Here is a 19,370-nt window from a genome sequence, read left to right as displayed (position 1 = left end):
TAGAATATTTTAAAGAGAAAATCAGGAGGTCATTATATGAAGATTGCTGTACTGGACGATAATGCGGATGATCTGCACGCGCTATGCGCGATGATTGATACCGTCTGCGCGGAGCAAACGACGCGCCCCATGATCCGTGCATTCACGGACGACAGGAAGTTCCTCGCACATATGTCCTCCGCGCGCGCCGACATTGTTTTTCTCGACATCTATCTAAAGGAGCGCACGGGCATCCGTACGGCGCAGATTCTGCGCTCCTTCAATACAAGCTGCGCAATCATCTTCGTGACATCGAGCCGCGAGCACGCGATCGAGGCGTTCGATGTGACAGCGTCGCACTATCTCATCAAGCCCGTGACGGAGAAAGGTGTCCGCGCGGCGCTTGCACGCACGCCATTTTTTAAGAAGGATCGCCCGACGATCGCGCTCACCATTGACTATACGGAGCAGCGCATACCAATCGAACAGATCCGTTATGTCGATGCCAACGGACGGCGCTGCTCCTTCCATCTGGTAGACGGTACGACGCTCGCCCCCTATATGACGATGGCACGCGCACGCGAGCTCCTGGAGCCTCTGCCGGTTTTCCTGTCCTGCCACCGCAGTCTGCTGATCAATATGGACTATATACGCCAGCTGACATCGGATGGAGTCCTGCTCATGGACGGGACTCTCCTCCCCATTGCAACGCGCCGCACAAGCGAGGTCGGTCACGAATACCGCACCTATATGCTGCGGAAGATGCGCGCAGGGTTTACGCCCTGAAATATTCTGCATGACGAGGCACTCCGCTTTCTCCGTCTGTATATAGGAGAAGATTCATGAATCTGCCGATTACATTTGAGTTGTTGCAGCATCCGCTCGCCGTTCCAATGGTGACGCTGTTCTATACGATTGTCCACGTTCTGCCCGGGAATCTGATCCGTCTCTATCTCTTCCGCCGCTATCTGCGCTTTTCCCCGCAGTTGGTTATCGCGGGGCTGCTCGTGCTCATCGGCATCGAGGCAGTCATCCAGATCGAGGCGGTCACGGTCTTCTCGCGGCGCATCGCCTTTCCGTTTCTCTTCTTTATCTTCTTCTATCTGGTTGCAGTGACACGCGTGCCGATTGCCAAGCAGATCTGCATCATCGCCCCGCTCGGTCTCCTCTGGTTCGGTATGCAGACGGCAGTCTTTGCCATCGAGGATGCCTATCCTGTATTTGAGATCCCATTCCTGCTCTCAGGGCTGCTCATCCTCGCAAGCCTGCTCGTCATCGCTCCGTTCTGCCTGTACTACGGGCGTACAGTCGCCGATCCGCTGCTCGCAGATGACTCCTTCGACGCCGTCTGGAAGCCGCTCGCATGGCTTGGTACGCTCATCCTGGTGCTCACTATTCTCCTGTCTCCGTTCAATGAGCTGCGAACAAATACGGCGCTTTTCGTCCGTCTGAGTGCGGCAATCGGCGCATTCTGCTGCATTGGGCTGGCCCTCTACGCCATGAACGAACGCCTGCGGCAGCGCGCGCTGCGCGAGCAGCTTGCACACGAGGCAGAGATGGCGGAGATCACGCGCCAGAATGCGGTGCAAATGGAGGAAAACGAACGTGTGACACGAATTTTTCGCGCGCAGTTCACAGAGCTGATTGAAGAAGCAGAGGAAAAGCTCGCGTACGAGGACTATGCGGGCATCGAGCAGCTGATGCGCGATGCTGCTGCGCAGATTAACACGAGCTATGCTCCTGTCTGTGCAAATGAAATTGTGAACATCCTCATCGGTTACTGGCAGCCTGTCTTTGATCGTCTGGGCGCACGTACGGAGTACCGCATCGAGATCGGTACGGAGAATCCCATCGACCCGCTCGATCTGACAGCCATCCTCGGCAATCTCCTCCGCAATGCAGCAGAGGCGATGGAGAGCCTTGCCCCGGGAACAAAGCGTATTCTTCGTCTCGCACTCGTACATCAGGCAGATTTGCTCTTTCTGACGATGGACAACAGCTTTGACGGCACGCTGCGCTATGATGCGGACGGCAATCTGCTCTCGTCCAAGCGCGCCCACAGCGAGCGTGGCATAGGGCTGGAAAGCATTCGCACAAGTCTTGCGCGCTATGACGGCACGATGGAGGTCACGGTCGAGGACGGTCTCTTCGCAGTCGATATAACACTAACTGCGGCAATGGGCGCGCACAGAGAGATCTCTTCTGTAGGAAGCAGCGATCAGTACGGGAAGGCAGACGATATATCATGAGTGATTTTGAAATTCGGCTGCTGCATACACTTGTATGCGCGCCTCCCTTTGATCTCCTGATTTTCTATTTTTTTCGCAAACGTCTAAGTTTTAGGCGGTCATACGTCATCATCGGCTATCTTCTCCTACTCTCCTTGACGATGACTATACAGATGTCATCCACATTGGATATGTCCCTGACCGCGCTCCTGTGCCGCCCGCTCGCCCTCCTCTATATGACGGCGGTGATCCGCGATCATCCACTGCGCATCCTGTCGATTGCGCTGCTCGTCTATCCGCTCCTCCTGCTTGCATCGACGCTCGGGACGACGATGGAGATCTTCTTCGGCGAGGGGCTGCCGCATGGGCTGTGGAAATGTCTGCTGATCCCGATGTTCTTCCTCCTCGTTCTGCCTGCTGCGCTGCATACGATCCGCCATCTGCTCACGCCCATGCTCCGTGTGGATGACTGGAGGCTCTGGATGTACCTCTGCGGCTATGAGCTGATCCTCATTGCGCTCGCAGTTGCTGCCGATCCGTCGAGCAGCTCCGTCCGTCCGACCATCATTGCCGCGCGCCTGCTGCTCCCGTTCGCCCTCATCCAGTATCTTCGCGTGTCCGATCTCCTCACCCGCTATACGGAGGAAGGGAATGCCCTCCATCAGCGGCAGATGCACGAGCGGATGATCCGCAAATCAGAGGAGGCGCGCTATCATACAATGCTGGAGATCTGGCGCAGCTCGCGGCGCATGCGTCACGATCTCAGTCACCATGCGACGTTGATTGCACAACTCGCACGCGAGGGCAGACGAGAACACCTTGCGGCATATCTGCACAATCTCGCGGAGCAGTTTACTGTGATGCCCGAGATAAAGAAGTGATCAAAAATAGAGCTGTTGCACAAAGTCGTTTTGACTCGTACAACAGCTCTTTATTATGCTTTTGTTCGTATTGGGCGTTCAAAACGCCCCTTCCACTGCTTACGCGATCCTCCTCCCCCGTCGCAACGGGGGAAGTGGCGAACGCAGTGAGCCGATAAGGACACTTGTGATCTCGAATCAGATTTTCTCCGCCAGCCGCTCTGCGAGGAGGGTGTAGCGGCGGCGCGTGCGGTCGTTGCTGACCGCCGCAAAGAGCGCCATGCGGTCGCCGACGATGATAACGCCCTTCTTCGCGCGCGTCACGGCGGTATAGAGGAGGTTCCGCTGCAGCATGATGTGATGCGCGCGCACAAGTGGCAGGATGACGATGTCGTACTCGCTGCCCTGACTCTTGTGAACGCTCATCGCATAGGCGAGTGTGAGTGCGCCGAACTCATCGCGCGTATAGGGAATGTCCATATTCTCCGCAAAGGTCACAACCATGTGCTCGGAGTCAATCCTCGTGATGCGCCCGATGTCCCCGTTGAATACGTTCTTCATATAGTCGTTCCGCGTCTGCATGACCTTGTCGCCGAGGCGGAAGCCGGCAGCCTCCTCCTTGCCCATGCCCGCAGGATTGAGCGCATTCTGTAGGCTGCGGTTGAGCAGATCAACCCCACACGCCTCGCGCCGCATGGGCGAGAGCACCTGCAAGTCCATGAGTCCCGTGCCCGCGCGCAGCAGGCGCGTGCAGAGCGAGACGATCTGTGCGGCGGCATCCTCACTCGATACGGCGGGGACAAATGTGAAATCCGCCTCCGTAAACGAGGGCACGCGCCCCGCATTGATTGCGTGGGCATTCAGCACAATGGTGCCCGTATTGTTCTGTCGGAAGATCTCCGTGAGGCGGACGCTCGGAATGACGTTCGAGCGCAGGATGTCCTTGAGCACGGAGCCAGGGCCGACGGCAGGCAGCTGATCCACGTCGCCGACGAGGATGACGTGTGTGCCGGGAAGCACGGCGGTGAGAAGATGCTGCATAAGCACAATGTCCATCATGGACACCTCGTCGATGATGATGACATCCGCCTCGAGCTGTGTCTCGGCGTCGCGCCCGAAGCGCATCTCGCCGTCCTCCCTGCCCTGCGCCTCGAGCATGCGGTGCACGGTTGCGGCAGGGCAGCCCGTCGCCTCCGCGAGTCGCTTTGCCGCGCGCCCTGTCGGCGCAGCGAGCAGGATCTCAAGCCCCTGCGCGCCGAGGATGTCGATCATGCTCCGCACAACGGTGGTCTTGCCCGTGCCGGGGCCGCCCGTCAAGACGAGGACGCCGTGCGTGAGCGAAGCGATCACAGCCTCGCGCTGTGCGGGGGCAAGGCTGACCGCATGATCTGACTCCCATGCGGCAACGAGAGACTCCGCATCGTGCACATGAATATGATCCGCCTTCTTCTGCAGCATGAGGAGAAGGCGTGCCGTCATTTCCTCCGCCTTGTAGAGCTGCGGCGCGTAGATCAGCCTCTCACCCATCTCGTCCACGGCATAGAGACGGCTCATCTTCACCTCGCGGCTGATGATCTCCATGACCTCAGTCCGCGTGACACCGAGCCGCTGCGCCGCGCGATCTGCAAGCATGGCCTCCGGAATGCAGCAGTGGCCGCCAGAGGAGATCTGCGTGAGCTCATAGGAGAGCCCTGCCGCAATGCGCTCGGAGGAGTTCTTCTCCCATCCTGCCGCGACGGCGATGGTATCTGCCGTGATGAAGCCGATGCCGTCGATCTCCTGCGCGAGACGGTAGGGCGCCTTCTCCATCACCTCGATTGCAAGCGAACCGTACGCCTTGAAGATGCGCGCAGCATATGCACCCGTGACGCCGTGCTCCTCGAGCCAGAGCATGATGTCCCTGAGCTCGGACTGCCGCATATAGGAGGCGACGATCTTCTCCACGGTCTTCGGGCCGATGCCCGCGACCTCTTTCAGGCGGCTCGGCGCGCGCTCGATGATCTGCAGTGCCTCCGCGCCGAATCGCTCCACAATGCGCCGCGCCATCGCGGGGCCAACGCCGTCGATCGTACCTGACGCGAGAAAGCGCTCGATGCCCGCCGCACTTGTGGGCGCGCTCACGCGCATTCGCTGCGCCTGGAACTGGCGCCCAAAGCGCGGATGCGTGACCCAGCTGCCCGCAAGATACACCTCCTGACCGACGAGGGGCGCTGCCCCGCGCACAGTCGCGGTACACTTCCCCTGCTGCGCTAGACGCAGACGAAAGACGGAGAACGCACCGTCTCCCGCAGAAAAGATGATATGGTCGACAACGCCTGTCAGCTCTTCCTCGGCGGAGTGAAAGCCAAGATTTTGCTGAAATTCCATGTCACGCCTCCGTCAGCTGCTCCCACTTCTCATAGTGCTGCGTGATCTCGAGCTCCTTTGCCGCATACGCCTCGGCGATCTCACGGCTGCGCTCGGGATCGAGCTGGGTCTCGGGGCGGTTCATCTCGTACTCGAGCCCCTTGAGCTCCGCCTCCGCCATCGCAATCTCCGCCTCCGTGCGCTCAAGCATCTCCTGCCGCCGCGCGGCGGGAATGGCGTTATGCACGGCTGCCTTTGGCGGCGTCTTCTCCGCACGCGGCTGCTGTGCCTGTGCGGGAGCGGGACGTTCCCTCTTCTCCGCCCCGCGCTCTTCTGCCGCTTCCTCTGCCTCGGCTTCCTTTTTCATCAGATAGTAGCTGTAGTTGCCGAGATACTCCGTGATCTTCCCGTCACGCAGTTCGAGCGTGCAGTTTGCCGTCTTATCGAGGAAGTAGCGGTCATGCGAGACGGCGATGAATGTGCCGGGGAACGCCATCAGCGCCTCCTCGACCGCCTCGCGCGCGGGAATGTCGAGATGGTTCGTCGGCTCGTCCAGTACGAGGAAGTTCGCGCCCGTCAGCATGAGTTTCAGAAATGCCACGCGTGCTTGCTCGCCGCCCGAGAGTGCCCCGATGAGCCGCTGCACGTCGTCGCCGTGGAAGAGGAATGCGCCCAGATAGTTTCGCGCCGTCTCCTCGTCCAGTCCGTATGTATAGCAGATCTCATCGAGGATGGTCTTGCTCGGATCAAGCCCCTCGTGCTGCTGCGAGAAGTAGCCGATCTTGACGCGGCTGCCGATCTTCAGGCGTCCGCTTGCCTCGAGCTCGCCGACGAGAATCTGCAGGAGGGTCGTCTTTCCGACGCCGTTCTCCCCGATGAGCGCCACGCCGTCCCCCTTACGGATGAGGAGGGAGATGCGGTCGAGCACACGCTGCCCGCCGGGGTAGGCAAATGTAATGTCCTCAAGCTCCGCCACGCGCTGCGCGCACTCCGTTGGCTTCGTAAAGGCAAAGTACTTGAAGCGCGCTGCCTCGGGCGGGAGCATGATGCGCTCAAGGCGATTCAGCTGGCTCTGCCGCCCACGCGCCTGCTTCGCCTTGATACCCGCCCGATAGCGGCTGATGTACTCCTCGGTCTTCTTGATCTGCGCCTGCTGCTTCTCATAGGCACTCAGGAGAGCCGCACGGCGGTCGTTCTTCACGCGCATATAGTGCGTGTAGTTGCCCGCGTACGCCGTCACCTCGGCGTGATCAAGCTCCAATATCCGCGTTGCAACGCGGTCGAGGAAGTAGCGGTCATGCGAGATCAGGAGGACTCCACCGCGATAGGATTGCAGGAATTTTTCGAGCCACTCGATCATGCCAATGTCCAGATGGTTCGTCGGCTCATCGAGGAAGAGAAAGTCCGGCTCGCGCAGCAGTGCCTTCGCAAGGCAGATGCGCGTCGTCTGCCCGCCGGAGAAATGGCGCACATCCTTTGCAAGATCCGCCTCGGAGAAGCCGAGTCCGAATGCAACGCGGCGAATGCGGCTCTCGAAGTCGTAGCCGTCCATCGCCTCGAAGCGCGTCACGAGGTTCCCGTATGCGGCAAGCTCCTCCTCGCTCGCCGCTCCGCCGGCAATGTCCTGCTCCATGCGCTCCTTCTCCGCACGCAGCGCAATGAGGTCGGAGAACGCGCTGCGCAGCTCTTCGTAGAGCGTGTCATGGGAGAATACCGCCTGCTGCTCGACATAGCCGACGGTATCGGCACGATCCATTACGATCTGGCCGCCGTCGCTTTCCTCACGTCCGAGCAGAATGCGCATGAGCGTCGTCTTGCCCGTGCCGTTTGCGCCGACGAGCCCGACCTTGTCCCCACGCTGTACTTCGAAATTCACATGTGAAAAGAGCGTCCGTATGCCGTACGCCTTTTCGAGACCAATGACCTTCAAGCTCCCCATATCACTCTTCTCCATCCGCATGTACGGCATCAGGCCGATAGTCGCGCCCAATGATGACAATCGCCTGCTGCTCTCCCGCCCCGTCGACAGGCATGATGACGCAGGGGAACGGCATGCCGTAGAATAGGTTCACGTGTGTTTCTGCCGTCATGATTGCTGTCTTTGGACGGTCAGACGCATTCCCCGTTTCCACACTCGAAATACGGAATCCCTTTGCTCGCAGCGTATCGGCAATCTCCGCACCCGCACCGTCGATGCCGCTCGCATTGATAATCATAACAGAGATATCGTCCGCAGTATCCTTGCTGCTCTTCTTTACCGGCGCAGGTTCCTGCTTCTCCTTCGCCTCTTCTCTCTGCACCGCAGCTTTCTTCTCGGCAGCGCTGCGCTCAGCACGCTGCTCTCCGATCACACGGTCACCCTCTGCGAGCAGTTCCTCAGAGGAGGGCAGCAGCTCCCTGTCGTCCTCTTCCGCCATGATGCGCAGTCGCTCCGGCATGTCCTTCCGATAGACGGCTGCATCGTGCTCCGCCGCCTCCTGCATGCGCTCGGACATTTCCTTGCCCACGCCTGCAAAGAGCTCTCTGCGTGTCTCCACAAGATCTGGAATCCAGTAGCTCACATCGCCGAGATAGGCAGGGGTTCCCGCAACCATCTGCATGGAGATGCCGTCCGACTCCATGTCCTTGAGACGCGTTGCCAGCGTCAGCAGCTGGCGCGTTGTCAGATCCGTATCAACCGCATTCTTCACCTCATCGACGACTGCCGCAAGGCGCGGGAGTACCTGCGGAGAGAGGAATTGTGCCAGGAGTGCGCGCATAAAGCGCTGTTGCCGCCCAATGCGCCCGATATCCCCCTCGCCGTCACGATAGCGCACGTATTGAATCGCCTGTGCGCCGTTCATATGCTGCTCCCCGGCTTGGAGGTCGATGACGAGGCCGCCGTTGTCGTCCCACGGATCCTCATAGTACATCCGCTTCTCAACGTCGATGTCCACGCCGCCGACGGCATCTACAATCCGCTCGAACGCCGAGGTGTCGATCATGATGTAATGCGTGACGGGAGCACCTACGAGCGCACTGACCGAGGCGAGCGTCATCTCGTGCCCGCCGAACGCATAGGCGTGATTGATCTTATCGTAGCCATAGCTGCCGACCTCGATGCGCGTATCGCGAGGGATCGAGAGCAGCGCCGCGCGCCCGTTCTCCTCATCGACGGCAGCGAGCATCAGCGTATCGCTGCGGCCGACATCCCCCTCCCTGCGGTCGACTCCCATGAGGAGCACATAGCCCAGCTCATGTTCCGGCAGATCGGCGAACGCATTCACATCGCGCAGCGAGCCTGACATGAAGTAAGAGCTTGCATAGTAGATGCCGCAGACGAGCAAAAAGGACAGTGCGAATACAGCCCCTGCGTATTTGATGAATGTACGGTCCGCTTTTTCGTGCGGTGATTTTTCCTGTGACAATCCGTATATCGTCCTCTCCCAATAGATTGTTATCAGTATAACAAAAACAAGAGTTCCATGCAAATGGAATGATGAGACCTATTCCTCTTTACAAAATATAGTATTTCATGTAAACTTAACATATCTATCAATACTATTTGACCGCAATCAGGGGAGCTGCTCTTGTCGGCAGAATGCGGCGATACATACCGAACGGAGCAAGGGGGAAAAAATGCTACGACTTCCTGTCTCGAAGTTAAAGGATGGCATGGTGCTTGGGCAGAGTCTGTTCAATACCGCAGGGGGAAGCTACCTCGTCAAGGGACAGCCGGTTACGATTGACTATATTCGAAAACTGCATCAGCTCGGCATTCAAAATATTACCGTGACCTCCATGGACCCGAGCCACAAGCTTCCGCCGCCGCCCGATGTGATCGAGGAGAAGACGCGCGTCAAGGCAATCGGCGCTGTCTACGATACGTTTCAATCGATCGAGGAAAGCGGGACGCTCGACATCCCTGCCCTGCAAAAGGTGACGGATGCGATTGTCTTCGACCTTTTCGACAACCATGAAAACCTCGTCCAGCTGACGGACATCCGCACGCATGACGCCTATACCTTTGCACACAGCGTCAACGTCGCCGTCCTCTCCGCGATGATGGGGATGCTCTGTCATCTACCGAAGGAGGATCTGTCGCTCATCACGCTCGGCGGACTTCTGCACGATCTCGGAAAGATCGAGGTGCATACGGATATTCTCAACAAGAACCGCAGTCTGAGCAACAGCGAGTTCGACATCATGAAGAAGCACCCCTCCGATGGTGCGCGGCGCATCCTGAAGATGCCGGGGCTGCCAAAATCGAGCATACTTGCGGCAATCGCGGGTCAGCATCACGAGCACATCGACGGAACGGGCTATCCGCGCGGCATTAAGGGCGATGAAATGCACCGCTTTGCAAAGATTGCGGCGATTGCAGATGTCTACGATGCCCTCACGAGCGAGCGCCCCTACAAGAAGGCGTATATGCCAAACATCGCCTACAACATCATGCACAACATCAACAAGGGGCAGTTCGACCCGAAACTGCTCGATCTGTTCTTCAACAATGTCGCCCTCTATCCCGAGGGTGCGGTGCTCAAGACCACGTTTGGCTTTGCCGTTGTGAAGGAGAGCAAGTTCGGGCGCACGACAACGCCCGTCATCATCCTCTTTGCCGATACCAACGGCAAGCTGCTGAGTCAGCGCACGGTCATCGATCTCTCCGAGGAGAAGGATGGTGCCGAATCAATACAGGTCGTTCCAACGGGCAATGACCTCTACCATTTCATCCATGAGCTGGGCGTCGATCCTTCTTACTACCTCGAGGAAGAGCGTGAGAAGGACAAGGCGGCAGGAATAAAGCCCTCCGGAGTCCCCACCTCGCCGCGCATGCGCATGAGATCATACTGAAATACAAAAAAACCGGACGTGACTGTCCGGTTTTTTGTGCATTTATCGTTCTTCCAAAATCTTTGCCGCCATCTCCTCCACTGTCATGCAGTCTGCGACGGGATAGCCCGCAGCGTCGAGCTTCTGTCCAAGCTGCAGGAGATGCGGCGCGGCAAGTGCGGCGCGCGCGAGGAGTTCGTCCTGACGAAAGAGCTCCTGGGGCGTCCCCTCGCCAATCACCTGCCCGCCCGCGAGGATGACCATGTGATTGGCAACACGCAGGATGTCCTCCATGCTGTGTGAGACGAGGACGATGCTGACGCCGCGCTCCCTGTAGAGCATGGTGAGCATGGAGAGCAGCGCCTCACGTCCGCGCGGGTCGAGTCCTGCCGCCGGCTCGTCGAGCACGAGGTAGTGCGGTGCGAGCGCGAGTACGCCCGCAATCGCGACGCGTCTGCGCTCGCCGCCCGAGAGTGCGAATGGGGAGCGATCACGATATGTCTCGGGCAGATGGACGAGTTCCATCGCCTCGCGCACGCGGGCTTCGACCTCGCCATCCGTCAGCCCCTGATTGCGCGGGCCGAAGGCAATGTCCTCATAGACCGTCTCCTCGAAGAGCTGATGCTCGGGATATTGGAATACCATGCCGACGCGAAAGCGCGCCGTGCGTGCCGCCTCTTTTTCCGCTTTGCTTTTACCATAGAGGCTGACGCCATCGACACGCACCTGCCCTGCTGTCGGCGTGAGAAGTCCGCCGATGAGCTGCATGAGCGTGGATTTGCCCGCGCCCGTCTCCCCCGCAATCGCCGTAAATGCGCCCTCTCTGATCGTCAGTGTGACATCGTGCAGCGCAGTGTGCGAAAGCGGCGTGTCCTCCATGTAGGTGTAGGACAGTGATTCTATCTCGATAGACAATGCAGCAGCTCCTCATCCGTTACGATATCCTGCGGGAGATCCCGCCCGCCGCGCCGGAGGCGTTCGGCGATGTCGGCGGCAAGGGGCACATCCAGTCCCAGTGCACGCACCTTCTCCGGCTGCGAGAAGATCTCGCGCGGCGTGCCGTCCATGACGACCTGCCCCGCATCCATCAGTACGATGCGGTCAGCCGCAATCGCCTCTTCCATAAAATGCGTGATGTAGACGATCGTCATGCCCTGCTCCTCGTGCAGCCTCTCTACGGCGCTCAGTACCTCTGCCCTGCCGCGCGGGTCGAGCATCGCCGTCGGCTCGTCGAGAACGAGCGCGTGCGTCTGCATGGCAATCGCGCCCGCAATGGCGATACGCTGCTTCTGCCCGCCCGAGAGGAGATGCGGCGCCGCCTGTGTATAGCGCTCCATGCCGACAAGCGCGAGCGCATCCGCAACACGCCGCCGTATCTCTGCAGGCGGCACGCCGAGGTTCTCGGGGCCGAAGGCGACATCATCCGCCACAACCGCCGCAATGAGCTGGTTGTCCGGATTCTGGAACACCATGCTGACCTCCTGTCTGATGTCCCAGCGCAGTGCCTCGTCGCGCGTATCCATGCCGCGCACATAGCAGTGCCCCTCGCTCGGAAGGAGGAGTGCGTTTAGATGGCGCGCGAGGGTCGACTTGCCCGAGCCATTCGCGCCGAGCACCGCAACGAACTCCCCCGCGCCGATGGAGAGGGTGACGCCGCGCAGCGCCTCGTGTCCCTCGCCCTCACCGCTTTGGTAGACGTGGGTGACATGATCGAGTTCAAAAAATTTCTCTGCCATAGTTCTCTCTAATTCTTTATGCGTGTTTTGAGGTGTACGCGGAATGTCGTGCCCTTGCCCATCTCGCTTTCGACCGCAATCGCCCCTCCGTGCGCCTCCGCGATCTCGCGCGCAATAGCAAGTCCCAGTCCGTTGCCGCCCATGCGACGTGAGCGCGCCTTGTCCACGCGGTAGAAGCGGTCAAAGATGCGCTCCTGATCCTCGGGCGCAATGCCGATGCCCGTATCCGCGACGGAGAGCTGAACGCCCCCCTTCTCCTCCTGCAGTGAGACAGTGATGCGCCCATGCTCCGGCGTATACTTGACTGCATTGTCGACGAGGATCAGGATGAGCTGACGGATCTTCTGCTCGTCCGCATTGATCTCCGTGCGCTTCGGCAGCTCCTCGGCGATGACGATGTCCTTCTTCTCGGCAAATGGGCGCATGATGCGTACCGTCTGCTGTGCGGCGGCGACGAGATCCATACGCACGGGCTTCAGCTGGTTTGCCCTGCCATCTGTACGTGCGACGGTGAGGAGGTCGCCGACGAGCTTCGTCATCTTCTTGACCTCGTCGCGCACATCCTCGATGACCTGCTTCAAAAAGGGCGAGGTGATCGAAGGATCGCTCCGCAGCAGATCTGCCGAGGCAAGCACGACGGCGAGCGGCGTGCGCAGCTCATGCGAGGCATCGGCGGCGAACTGGCGCTGACGCTCGTATGCCTCGCGCACGGGCTTCATCGCGCCGCCCGAGAGCACGTAGCCGACCGCTGCGGCGCAGATGAGTGCGAGTCCCCCGAGGACGGCGAGCGCCCATGTCGCCTTCTCCATGCCGTTGTACATGGCGGTGACATCCTTGCCGACGTAGACCGTCTGGACGGGCAACGGCGGGCTGAATACGGTCTGCGCCGTCATCATCACCTTCGTCGACGCGCCGCGCTCGTTCGTCTTTGTAAAGACGCGCACCTCCCGCTCGGGTGCATCCCATACGCCCACGATGTCGAGCACAAAGGACTCGATGCGGTACGAGGCGCGCGAGAAGCTGACGAGCCGCCCCTGCCCGTCGAACACATAGTAGAAGAGGCGGTCGTTCGTGCTGCGGTACAGCTGCGTCTCGTCCACATCCGTGTCTGCATGGAGCAGCGCGTATGCCTGTGACTCGGAGACGCTGTCCGCCGTATCAAGGAGCTCACGCGCCTGCTCTGACGTGATCGCCCACTCCATCGTCTTGTGCATGGCAAAGAGGAGGACGATGACCAGTCCTCCCATGACAAGCGCATAGCGGAGCATGAGCCGCAGTCGGCTGCGGCCGAATACGTTCTGCTCGTTCAATGCGGCGTCTCCAATTTGTAACCGACGCCACGAATCGTCTTGATCGCATCGCCCTCGCCCGCTGCGTCGAGCTTCTTGCGCAGCATCTTCATATAGGAGTCAATGTTGTTCGAACTGACATCCGCCTCAAGCCCCCAGATGCGGTCGAGAATGATGTCGCGCGGCACGACGATGCCGATATTCTGTGCAAGAAGATCAAACAGCTGGAACTCGCGCGGCGAGAGCTGAATCACCTTGCCGTTCTTCTCGAGAATATTCGCCGTGCGGTTCAGCTTGAATCCGCCGATCTCATCCACCTCGTGCTGAATCCTCTGCGTCGCACGCCGCCCAAGCGCGCGCAGACGCGCGAGCAGCTCTGAGAACTCGAACGGCTTGACGAGGTAGTCATCCGCGCCCGCATCCAGCCCCGTCACGCGATCCTCCACAGAATCGCGCGCCGTCAGCATGAGTATTGCGCGGTCATACCCATTGCGGCGCAGGCGCGCACACGCCTCCACGCCCGTCTCTCCCGGCATCATCCAGTCCAGGATCAGGATGTCGTACTCCGTATAGGTCGCATACTCATAGATGTCCTTGCCGTCCGTGACCCACTCCACCGTGATGTCATTCTGTTCGAGCATATATTGAATGAGCTTTCCGAGGCGCAGATCGTCCTCTGCCAAAAGCACGCGCATAATATCATCTCCCTATCGAAAATTATAGGAAAACGGGGTGAAAGATAGCTGAAAGCGATTTTTTATTCGCCAAAGTACGAATTCAGATCAATTTCCGACAGATTGTGCACAATGCGCGCACAGCCTGAGAAGTCCTGTACACCGCTGTGCGGGCTGCAGAATCCGATGCAGGTCATCCCCGCACGCACTGCCGCCTGTGCCCCCACCGCAGCATCCTCGAGGACAAGGCAGTCCGCAGGAGCAACGCCGAGCAGCTCCGCCGTCTGCAAGTAGATCGTCGGATCGGGCTTCGACATGGGAAGCTCCGCGCCCGAGACGATGGCGTCGAATTTGTCCGCAATCCCCAACGTCTCTGTGACATGGTTGATTGTTTCATAGGGGCTCGAGCTTGCAATGGCCGTGCGGATGCCGCGCGCGCGCAGCGCATTGGTCGCCTTGATGAGGTCGAGCGCGCCATCGATCGCAATCAACTCCTCTGTTTGAAGCAGATGCCGCATCAGCACATCCTTTTCCGCAACAATGCCCGCCACATCATAGGATGCATCGTATTTGTCCTTGATATCCTCGAACATCGTTGCGTCACTCGTGCCGCGGTACGGCATGAGCAGAGCTTCGTCCGTCTCGATGCCATAGCGCGCAAGGAGGATTGTCTCCGCCTTCATGTGGATGATCTCGCTGTCGACAATCACGCCGTCCATGTCATAGATAAATGCCTTCATTTAATTTCGCCTCCTATTTTATGTGATCTGCCGCAATCATGCGGTAAAAAACGAGGGTACCCAGTCCGTAGCCCGTCAGCATGATGAACCCCATTGGAATCGCCGTATGATCGCCCGCAATGCCGACGACGGGCATCATGCACGCGCCGAGCAGCATGGAGAAGCAGCCGATGAGCGCCGAGGCGCTGCCCGCGTTCTTTCCCTGCCGCGAAAGCGCAAGGGAGAAGCTCGCAGCCCCCATCACGGACAGCGGAACGACCGTCAGGAAGAGCAGGACGAGAATCACGGCAATCGGCGCAGAGAAATAAAAGCCGACGAGGAGCAGCGCGCTCCCCACGAACGGCACAAGTACGGCGTATTTCAGCATGACGATGTCCGGCACACGCCCCGCCAATCGCGCGGGCAGAACGCCCGCGAGCAGGAGTCCCGCGCCGATCACGGCAAAGATTATGCTGTAGACCTGCGGCGAGACGGCATAGATGTTCTGAAAGACAAAGGAAGATCCCGAGAGATACGAGAAGAACGCGCCGAACACGAAGCACTGCAGGAGGCAGTGCCCGAGGAAGTAGCGGTCACGTAGGAGCGCGGGAAATTTCTTCAGCGAATCGGTCATATTCGCGCTCCGCTTCTCCTTCGGCAGGGTCTCCCGATAGATGAGGGTCGCCCCTGCGAGGAGGACACCGATGAGCGTGAGGAGTACGAAGGTCGCGCGCCATTCGGCAAAGAAGAGAATCTGACCGCCGATGATCGGTGCAATGATCGGCGCGAAGCCGTTTACCATCATCAAGACCGCAAAGAAACGCGTCAGCTCCGCGCCCTCGCAGACATCGCGCGCAATCGCACGCGCGATCACAATGCCGCTCGCCCCCGCAAATCCTGCAAAGAAGCGGAAGAAGAGGAAGAGATAGATGTCCTCGGCGAGGACGCAGCCGAGCGTTGCGCCGATAAAGACGAGCATCCCGATGAAGAGTGGAATGCGACGCCCGTGGAGGTCGCTCAGAGGCCCCGCGAGAATCTGCCCGAGCGCCATGCCGAGCGTCGTCATTGTCAGCGTCAGCTGGACGAGCGAAGTTGACACAGCAAAGTCCGTCTGCACCTCGGGCAGCGCGGGCAGGTACATATCGGTCGAGAGCGGCGCAATCGCCGTCATGATGCCGAGAAAAATCGTCAGCCACAGGCGCGTGCGCGTGTTCATTGCCATATCGTTTAGCTTTCCCCCTGTGTTTCGCAGCAGGTCTCTGTGTCAGAAGTCCCAATGTTTTTCTTCTGCTTTATGAGCCATGCCTTGACCGTCTCCCAGATTGCCGTTGCAATCACGATGCCCGCCGCAATGGATACGGCGTAGAGGAAGGTCTTGATGCCTTGCGCGCCGAACCTCTCCCAGTCTGCCGCAACGGCGTAGAACATTGTGCGGTACAGCGAACCGCCGGGCACCATCGCAATGACACCGATAATGAGGAAGATGGTCGCGGGGCTTTTGTAGAAGCGCGCGAGAATCTCCGCCGCAATCGTGGCAAAGACCGCGCCTGCAAAATAGCCCGCGAACTCGTTCCACTCCATCGCGACAAAGAGCATCGTAAAGCCCCACGCACCCATGCAGACGACTGCGCCCACGGCAGCGTCCTTGATGTGCCCGTGCCAGAGCAGGTGGAAGCAGAAGCCGCCGACAAACGAGGTTAGCAGATACACCCACCATGTCGTTTCAAAGGCGATGAGCGTGCCCGTCGCGCTGAACGCAAAGCCCGTCGCGATGAGCAGGCTCAGGATGAACGCCTCTGCGCTCTTGATGAGCCCCGAGATTGTCTCCTGACTGAACATATCACGAATCGAATTCATCAGAGCCAGCCCCGGAATCACAGGCATGATATTGCCCATATTGATTGCAGCGGGATGAATGTCCATGCCGACCCACATGAAGGAGTTCGCGAGGATGCCCCCGATAAAGCTGAGCAGGACGAGCGCAAAGTACGGATTCAGCTTCGTCTGCCCGAGCAGATACTGCACGAGGCGCAGAAAAACGCCGACGATGCCCGCGCAGACGGCATCCTCGAGTCGTCCGCCAAAGAATGCGGAGAAGCTCGCGGCGATCAGCGCCCAATAGAAGAGAGACGCCTTGAGGGAGATGGTCTCCATCGTATCGATCTCGCGAATGCGCGCCTTGATCTCATCCGAGGTCTTCGGGTTCGCGCAGATCTCGCGCGAGAGCTGATTCAGCGCCTTGAGCCGCTGAAAGTCGAAGTTCTGCCCCGGCACGCGCCGCATCTGCGTAAGGACGCCGATGTCGTTGCCACGCAGCGTCACAATGATGCTCGTCGTAATGACCATCACGTCCACATGGCGCACGCCGTAGGCGCGGCAAATGAAGTTGATCGTGCGCTCCACGCGGCTGACCTCCGCGCCCGTAACGAGCATGCGCTGCCCGATGTCGATTGCGCGCTCGAGGATGTTGTTGATGTTGATTCGTGCTGCTTCGTTTATCATAATGAACATAGTTATAGCATGAGTTGACGGTCTTGTCACGCCTTTTCAGAGAAAAACAGCAGAGTCCCGCCTTGAGACTCTGCTGTCATATTCTTTTGAAATTTACTCGACCGTAACCGACTTCGCAAGGTTACGCGGCTTGTCCACATCGCAGCCGCGCGTAATCGCCGCATAGTAGGCGAGCAGCTGCAGGGGGATGACGGAGAGGATCGGCATGATGAACTCATCCGATGCCGGCACGTGCATGACGTGATCGACATACTTCTCAAGCTCGGTATCGCCCTCGGCGGCAATGCCGATGACGACGGCGTCGCGCGCCTTGACCTCCTTGATGTTCGAGAGCGTCTTCTCGTAGACATTGCGCTGCGTTGCGAGCGCGATGACGGGCACCCCCTCGACGATCAGTGCGAGCGTGCCGTGCTTCAGCTCGCCCGCCGCATATGCCTCGGCGTGGATGTAGGAAATCTCCTTGAGCTTGAGCGCGCCTTCGAGCGAGACGGCATAGTCCAGACCGCGCCCGATGTAGAAGACATCCTCGTTGAAGCCGTATTGCTTCGCAAAGGTCTTGATCGGATCGACATCGGAGAGGATCTCCGAGATCTGCGCGGGAATCTCCTGCAGCTGTGCAACGAGCTCTGCCGTACGCTCCGCCGCAATCGTCCCCTTGATCTCTGCCATATAGAGCGCGAGCATGAAAAAGAGGACGAGCTGGGTCGTATACGCCTTCGTCGAAGCGACTGCGATCTCAGGGCCTGCCCACGTATAGACGACCTGATCCGCTTCGCGTGCAATGGACGAGCCGACCACATTCGTGATCGCAAGGGTCTTTGCCCCGCGTCGCTTCGACTCCTTCAGCGCTGCGAGCGTGTCGCTCGTCTCGCCCGACTGGGAGACCACGATGAGAAGCGTATGCTCGTCGACAATCGGATCTCGATAGCGGAACTCCGAGGCGACGTCCACCTCGACGAGGACGCGCGCCATCTTCTCGATGTAGTATTTGCCGACCAGCCCTGCATGGTATGCCGTGCCGCACGCGACAATGTAGATTTTATTGAACGAATTGAGATACGCGGCATCCCATCCGAGCTCCTCGAAGGAAATCGACTTCTTATCCCCCGTGATGCGCTGACTCATCGTGTCGCGCACCGCTTTCGGCTGCTCGTTGATCTCCTTGAGCATGAAATGCTCATAGCCGCCCTTCTCCGCCGCCTCGGCGTTCCACGTCACCTCGAACACCTTCTTCGGCACGACTGCGCCCAGATGATTCGTCACCTCGACCGCATCCTTGCGGACAATCGCAAGCTCGCCATCGGCAAGGATATAGGTACGGCGTGTCTTCGAGATGATGGCGGGAATATCCGAGGCGATGAAGTTCTCGCCCTCGCCGAGTCCGATGATGAGCGGGTTGTCCTGCTTCGTGCACAGCAGCATATCCGGATGCTTCCGGCTCATGAACGCGAGCGCATACGAGCCTTCAATCCGCTCGAGCACCGCGCGCACGGCGGCAATGAAGTCCCCGCTGTATACCTCCTCGAGGAGGTGTACGACGACCTCGGTATCCGTCTCAGACTTGAAGACATGCCCCTTTGCAATGAGCTCTTCCTTCAGCGAGAGATAGTTCTCGATGATTCCGTTGTGCACGATGGCAAAGTCACCGTGGCAGTCCGTATGCGGATGCGAATTCACATCCGACGGACGCCCGTGCGTCGCCCAGCGCGTATGCCCGATACCGAGGCTGCCCGTCGGCACATTCCCCTTGATCTTGTCGCGCAGTGCAGCGAGGCGTCCGACGCTCTTTTCGACGCGAATCTCACCGTCGTTGTAGACGGCAATGCCCGCCGAGTCATAGCCGCGATACTCGAGCTTTGAGAGTCCGTCGAGCAGGAACTCCGCCGCCTGACGATCCCCAACATAACCCACGATTCCACACATAAAAATACCTCCTGATCGAAAAGGAATCCACACGAAATGAATTCCCCACAACATCGTTCAGGGATTTCGCTCCATCTGCAGCTTTGTCCGCAGGGTCACCCCTGCGCTTTGACCGCAGACTCTCGACAGAGCGTGCCGGAAGGCATCCGCTGACGGCTCGACAACCTTCTCCTCGTCCTCTGAAATGCGACGCATCCCAGAGCCAGCGCTAAGAAAAAATCTTTTTGATAAAAGAAATCCCTATGCATCTACGATGCACAGGGTCATTCTATCCGATATTGTACGAGAAG

15 protein-coding genes are annotated in these 19,370 nt (G+C 59.1%); 4 read left to right on the top strand and 11 right to left on the bottom strand.

All coding sequences use genetic code 11. The annotated features are described in order from the left end of the window. Positions 1 to 36 precede the first annotated feature (36 nt). The 3 genes from H1B31_RS08590 to H1B31_RS08580 are packed head-to-tail and all read left to right on the top strand — an operon-like array spanning position 37 to position 3,088. The gene (locus tag H1B31_RS08590) at positions 37 to 765 is read left to right on the top strand and encodes a LytR/AlgR family response regulator transcription factor (RefSeq protein ID WP_185980013.1); all 729 of its coding nucleotides are present in this window, start codon (positions 37 to 39) and stop codon (positions 763 to 765) included. A 56-nt stretch (positions 766 to 821) separates the two neighbouring features. Continuing rightward, positions 822 to 2,228 (top strand): ATP-binding protein, encoded by a 1,407-nt coding sequence (locus H1B31_RS08585; protein ID WP_185980012.1) that lies wholly within the window; start codon positions 822 to 824, stop codon positions 2,226 to 2,228. Further along, on the top strand, positions 2,225 to 3,088 hold the full coding sequence (locus H1B31_RS08580) for a beta-carotene 15,15'-monooxygenase (protein ID WP_185980011.1): 864 nt from the start codon (positions 2,225 to 2,227) through the stop codon (positions 3,086 to 3,088). The genes H1B31_RS08585 and H1B31_RS08580 overlap by 4 nt, the downstream gene beginning before the upstream one ends. A 177-nt stretch (positions 3,089 to 3,265) precedes the next feature. On the opposite strand, the gene recD2 is transcribed toward H1B31_RS08580, so the two are convergent. Genes recD2 through H1B31_RS08565 form a run of 3 tightly spaced genes read right to left on the bottom strand, consistent with a single transcriptional unit; the run spans position 3,266 to position 8,820 of the window. Then, positions 3,266 to 5,434: an SF1B family DNA helicase RecD2 gene (recD2, locus tag H1B31_RS08575; protein ID WP_185980010.1), complete on the bottom strand. Its 2,169-nt coding sequence runs from the start codon at positions 5,432 to 5,434 to the stop codon at positions 3,266 to 3,268. Position 5,435: 1 nt separating this feature from the next. Then, on the bottom strand, positions 5,436 to 7,352 hold the full coding sequence (locus tag H1B31_RS08570; protein WP_037345854.1) for an ABC-F family ATP-binding cassette domain-containing protein: 1,917 nt from the start codon (positions 7,350 to 7,352) through the stop codon (positions 5,436 to 5,438). Between the two features lies 1 nt (position 7,353). Next, the gene (locus H1B31_RS08565; RefSeq protein ID WP_185980009.1) at positions 7,354 to 8,820 is read right to left on the bottom strand and encodes an LCP family protein; all 1,467 of its coding nucleotides are present in this window, start codon (positions 8,818 to 8,820) and stop codon (positions 7,354 to 7,356) included. Positions 8,821 to 9,031: 211 nt separating this feature from the next. Here H1B31_RS08565 and H1B31_RS08560 point away from each other — a divergent pair, with 211 nt between their 5' ends. Further along, positions 9,032 to 10,249, top strand: a complete 1,218-nt coding sequence (locus H1B31_RS08560) for an HD-GYP domain-containing protein (RefSeq protein ID WP_185980008.1) — start codon at positions 9,032 to 9,034, stop codon at positions 10,247 to 10,249. Between the two features lie 42 nt (positions 10,250 to 10,291). Here H1B31_RS08560 and H1B31_RS08555 read toward each other — a convergent pair whose 3' ends face one another. From H1B31_RS08555 to glmS, 8 genes are all read right to left on the bottom strand, one after another. Continuing rightward, positions 10,292 to 11,143: an energy-coupling factor transporter ATPase gene (locus H1B31_RS08555; protein WP_185980007.1), complete on the bottom strand. Its 852-nt coding sequence runs from the start codon at positions 11,141 to 11,143 to the stop codon at positions 10,292 to 10,294. Next, the gene (locus H1B31_RS08550; protein ID WP_185980006.1) at positions 11,128 to 11,964 is read right to left on the bottom strand and encodes an energy-coupling factor transporter ATPase; all 837 of its coding nucleotides are present in this window, start codon (positions 11,962 to 11,964) and stop codon (positions 11,128 to 11,130) included. The genes H1B31_RS08555 and H1B31_RS08550 overlap by 16 nt, the downstream gene beginning before the upstream one ends. Positions 11,965 to 11,972: 8 nt before the next feature. Beyond that, complete coding sequence (locus tag H1B31_RS08545) at positions 11,973 to 13,274, bottom strand: sensor histidine kinase (protein WP_185980005.1); 1,302 nt, start codon at positions 13,272 to 13,274, stop codon at positions 11,973 to 11,975. After that, a complete protein-coding gene (locus tag H1B31_RS08540) occupies positions 13,271 to 13,948 on the bottom strand; it encodes a response regulator transcription factor (RefSeq protein WP_185980004.1) in 678 nt (225 codons plus the stop codon). The genes H1B31_RS08545 and H1B31_RS08540 overlap by 4 nt, the downstream gene beginning before the upstream one ends. Before the next feature lie 62 nt (positions 13,949 to 14,010). After that, positions 14,011 to 14,667, bottom strand: a complete 657-nt coding sequence (locus tag H1B31_RS08535) for an HAD family hydrolase (protein ID WP_185980003.1) — start codon at positions 14,665 to 14,667, stop codon at positions 14,011 to 14,013. 13 nt (positions 14,668 to 14,680) lie between these two features. Next, on the bottom strand, positions 14,681 to 15,868 hold the full coding sequence (locus tag H1B31_RS08530; RefSeq protein WP_185980002.1) for a multidrug effflux MFS transporter: 1,188 nt from the start codon (positions 15,866 to 15,868) through the stop codon (positions 14,681 to 14,683). Between the two features lie 5 nt (positions 15,869 to 15,873). Further along, a complete protein-coding gene (locus tag H1B31_RS08525; protein WP_185980001.1) occupies positions 15,874 to 17,157 on the bottom strand; it encodes a threonine/serine exporter family protein in 1,284 nt (427 codons plus the stop codon). 93 nt (positions 17,158 to 17,250) lie between these two features. Further along, positions 17,251 to 19,080 carry a glutamine--fructose-6-phosphate transaminase (isomerizing) gene (gene glmS, locus H1B31_RS08520; RefSeq protein WP_185980000.1) on the bottom strand — a complete coding sequence of 610 codons (1,830 nt, stop codon included), beginning with the start codon at positions 19,078 to 19,080 and terminating at the stop codon, positions 17,251 to 17,253. Positions 19,081 to 19,370: the final 290 nt, after the last annotated feature.

The sequence above is a fragment of the Selenomonas timonae genome (assembly GCF_014250475.1).
GTDB lineage: Bacteria > Bacillota > Negativicutes > Selenomonadales > Selenomonadaceae > Centipeda > Centipeda timonae.
Note: the sequence above shows the minus strand (reverse complement) of the source record. Positions and strands in the feature narration are given on the sequence as shown.

Bases quoted from the DNA above. Each gene is read 5' to 3' on its own strand.
- H1B31_RS08590 (WP_185980013.1), top strand. From the start codon at position 37: ATGAAGATTGCTGTACTGGACGATAATGCGGATGATCTGCACGCGCTA.
- H1B31_RS08585 (WP_185980012.1), top strand. From the start codon at position 822: ATGAATCTGCCGATTACATTTGAGTTGTTGCAGCATCCGCTCGCCGTT.
- H1B31_RS08580 (WP_185980011.1), top strand. From the start codon at position 2,225: ATGAGTGATTTTGAAATTCGGCTGCTGCATACACTTGTATGCGCGCCT.
- recD2 (WP_185980010.1), bottom strand. From the start codon at position 5,434: ATGGAATTTCAGCAAAATCTTGGCTTTCACTCCGCCGAGGAAGAGCTG.
- H1B31_RS08570 (WP_037345854.1), bottom strand. From the start codon at position 7,352: ATGGGGAGCTTGAAGGTCATTGGTCTCGAAAAGGCGTACGGCATACGG.
- H1B31_RS08560 (WP_185980008.1), top strand. From the start codon at position 9,032: ATGCTACGACTTCCTGTCTCGAAGTTAAAGGATGGCATGGTGCTTGGG.
- H1B31_RS08550 (WP_185980006.1), bottom strand. From the start codon at position 11,964: ATGGCAGAGAAATTTTTTGAACTCGATCATGTCACCCACGTCTACCAA.
- H1B31_RS08540 (WP_185980004.1), bottom strand. From the start codon at position 13,948: ATGCGCGTGCTTTTGGCAGAGGACGATCTGCGCCTCGGAAAGCTCATT.
- H1B31_RS08535 (WP_185980003.1), bottom strand. From the start codon at position 14,667: ATGAAGGCATTTATCTATGACATGGACGGCGTGATTGTCGACAGCGAG.
- H1B31_RS08530 (WP_185980002.1), bottom strand. From the start codon at position 15,868: ATGGCAATGAACACGCGCACGCGCCTGTGGCTGACGATTTTTCTCGGC.
- H1B31_RS08525 (WP_185980001.1), bottom strand. From the start codon at position 17,157: ATGTTCATTATGATAAACGAAGCAGCACGAATCAACATCAACAACATC.
- glmS (WP_185980000.1), bottom strand. From the start codon at position 19,080: ATGTGTGGAATCGTGGGTTATGTTGGGGATCGTCAGGCGGCGGAGTTC.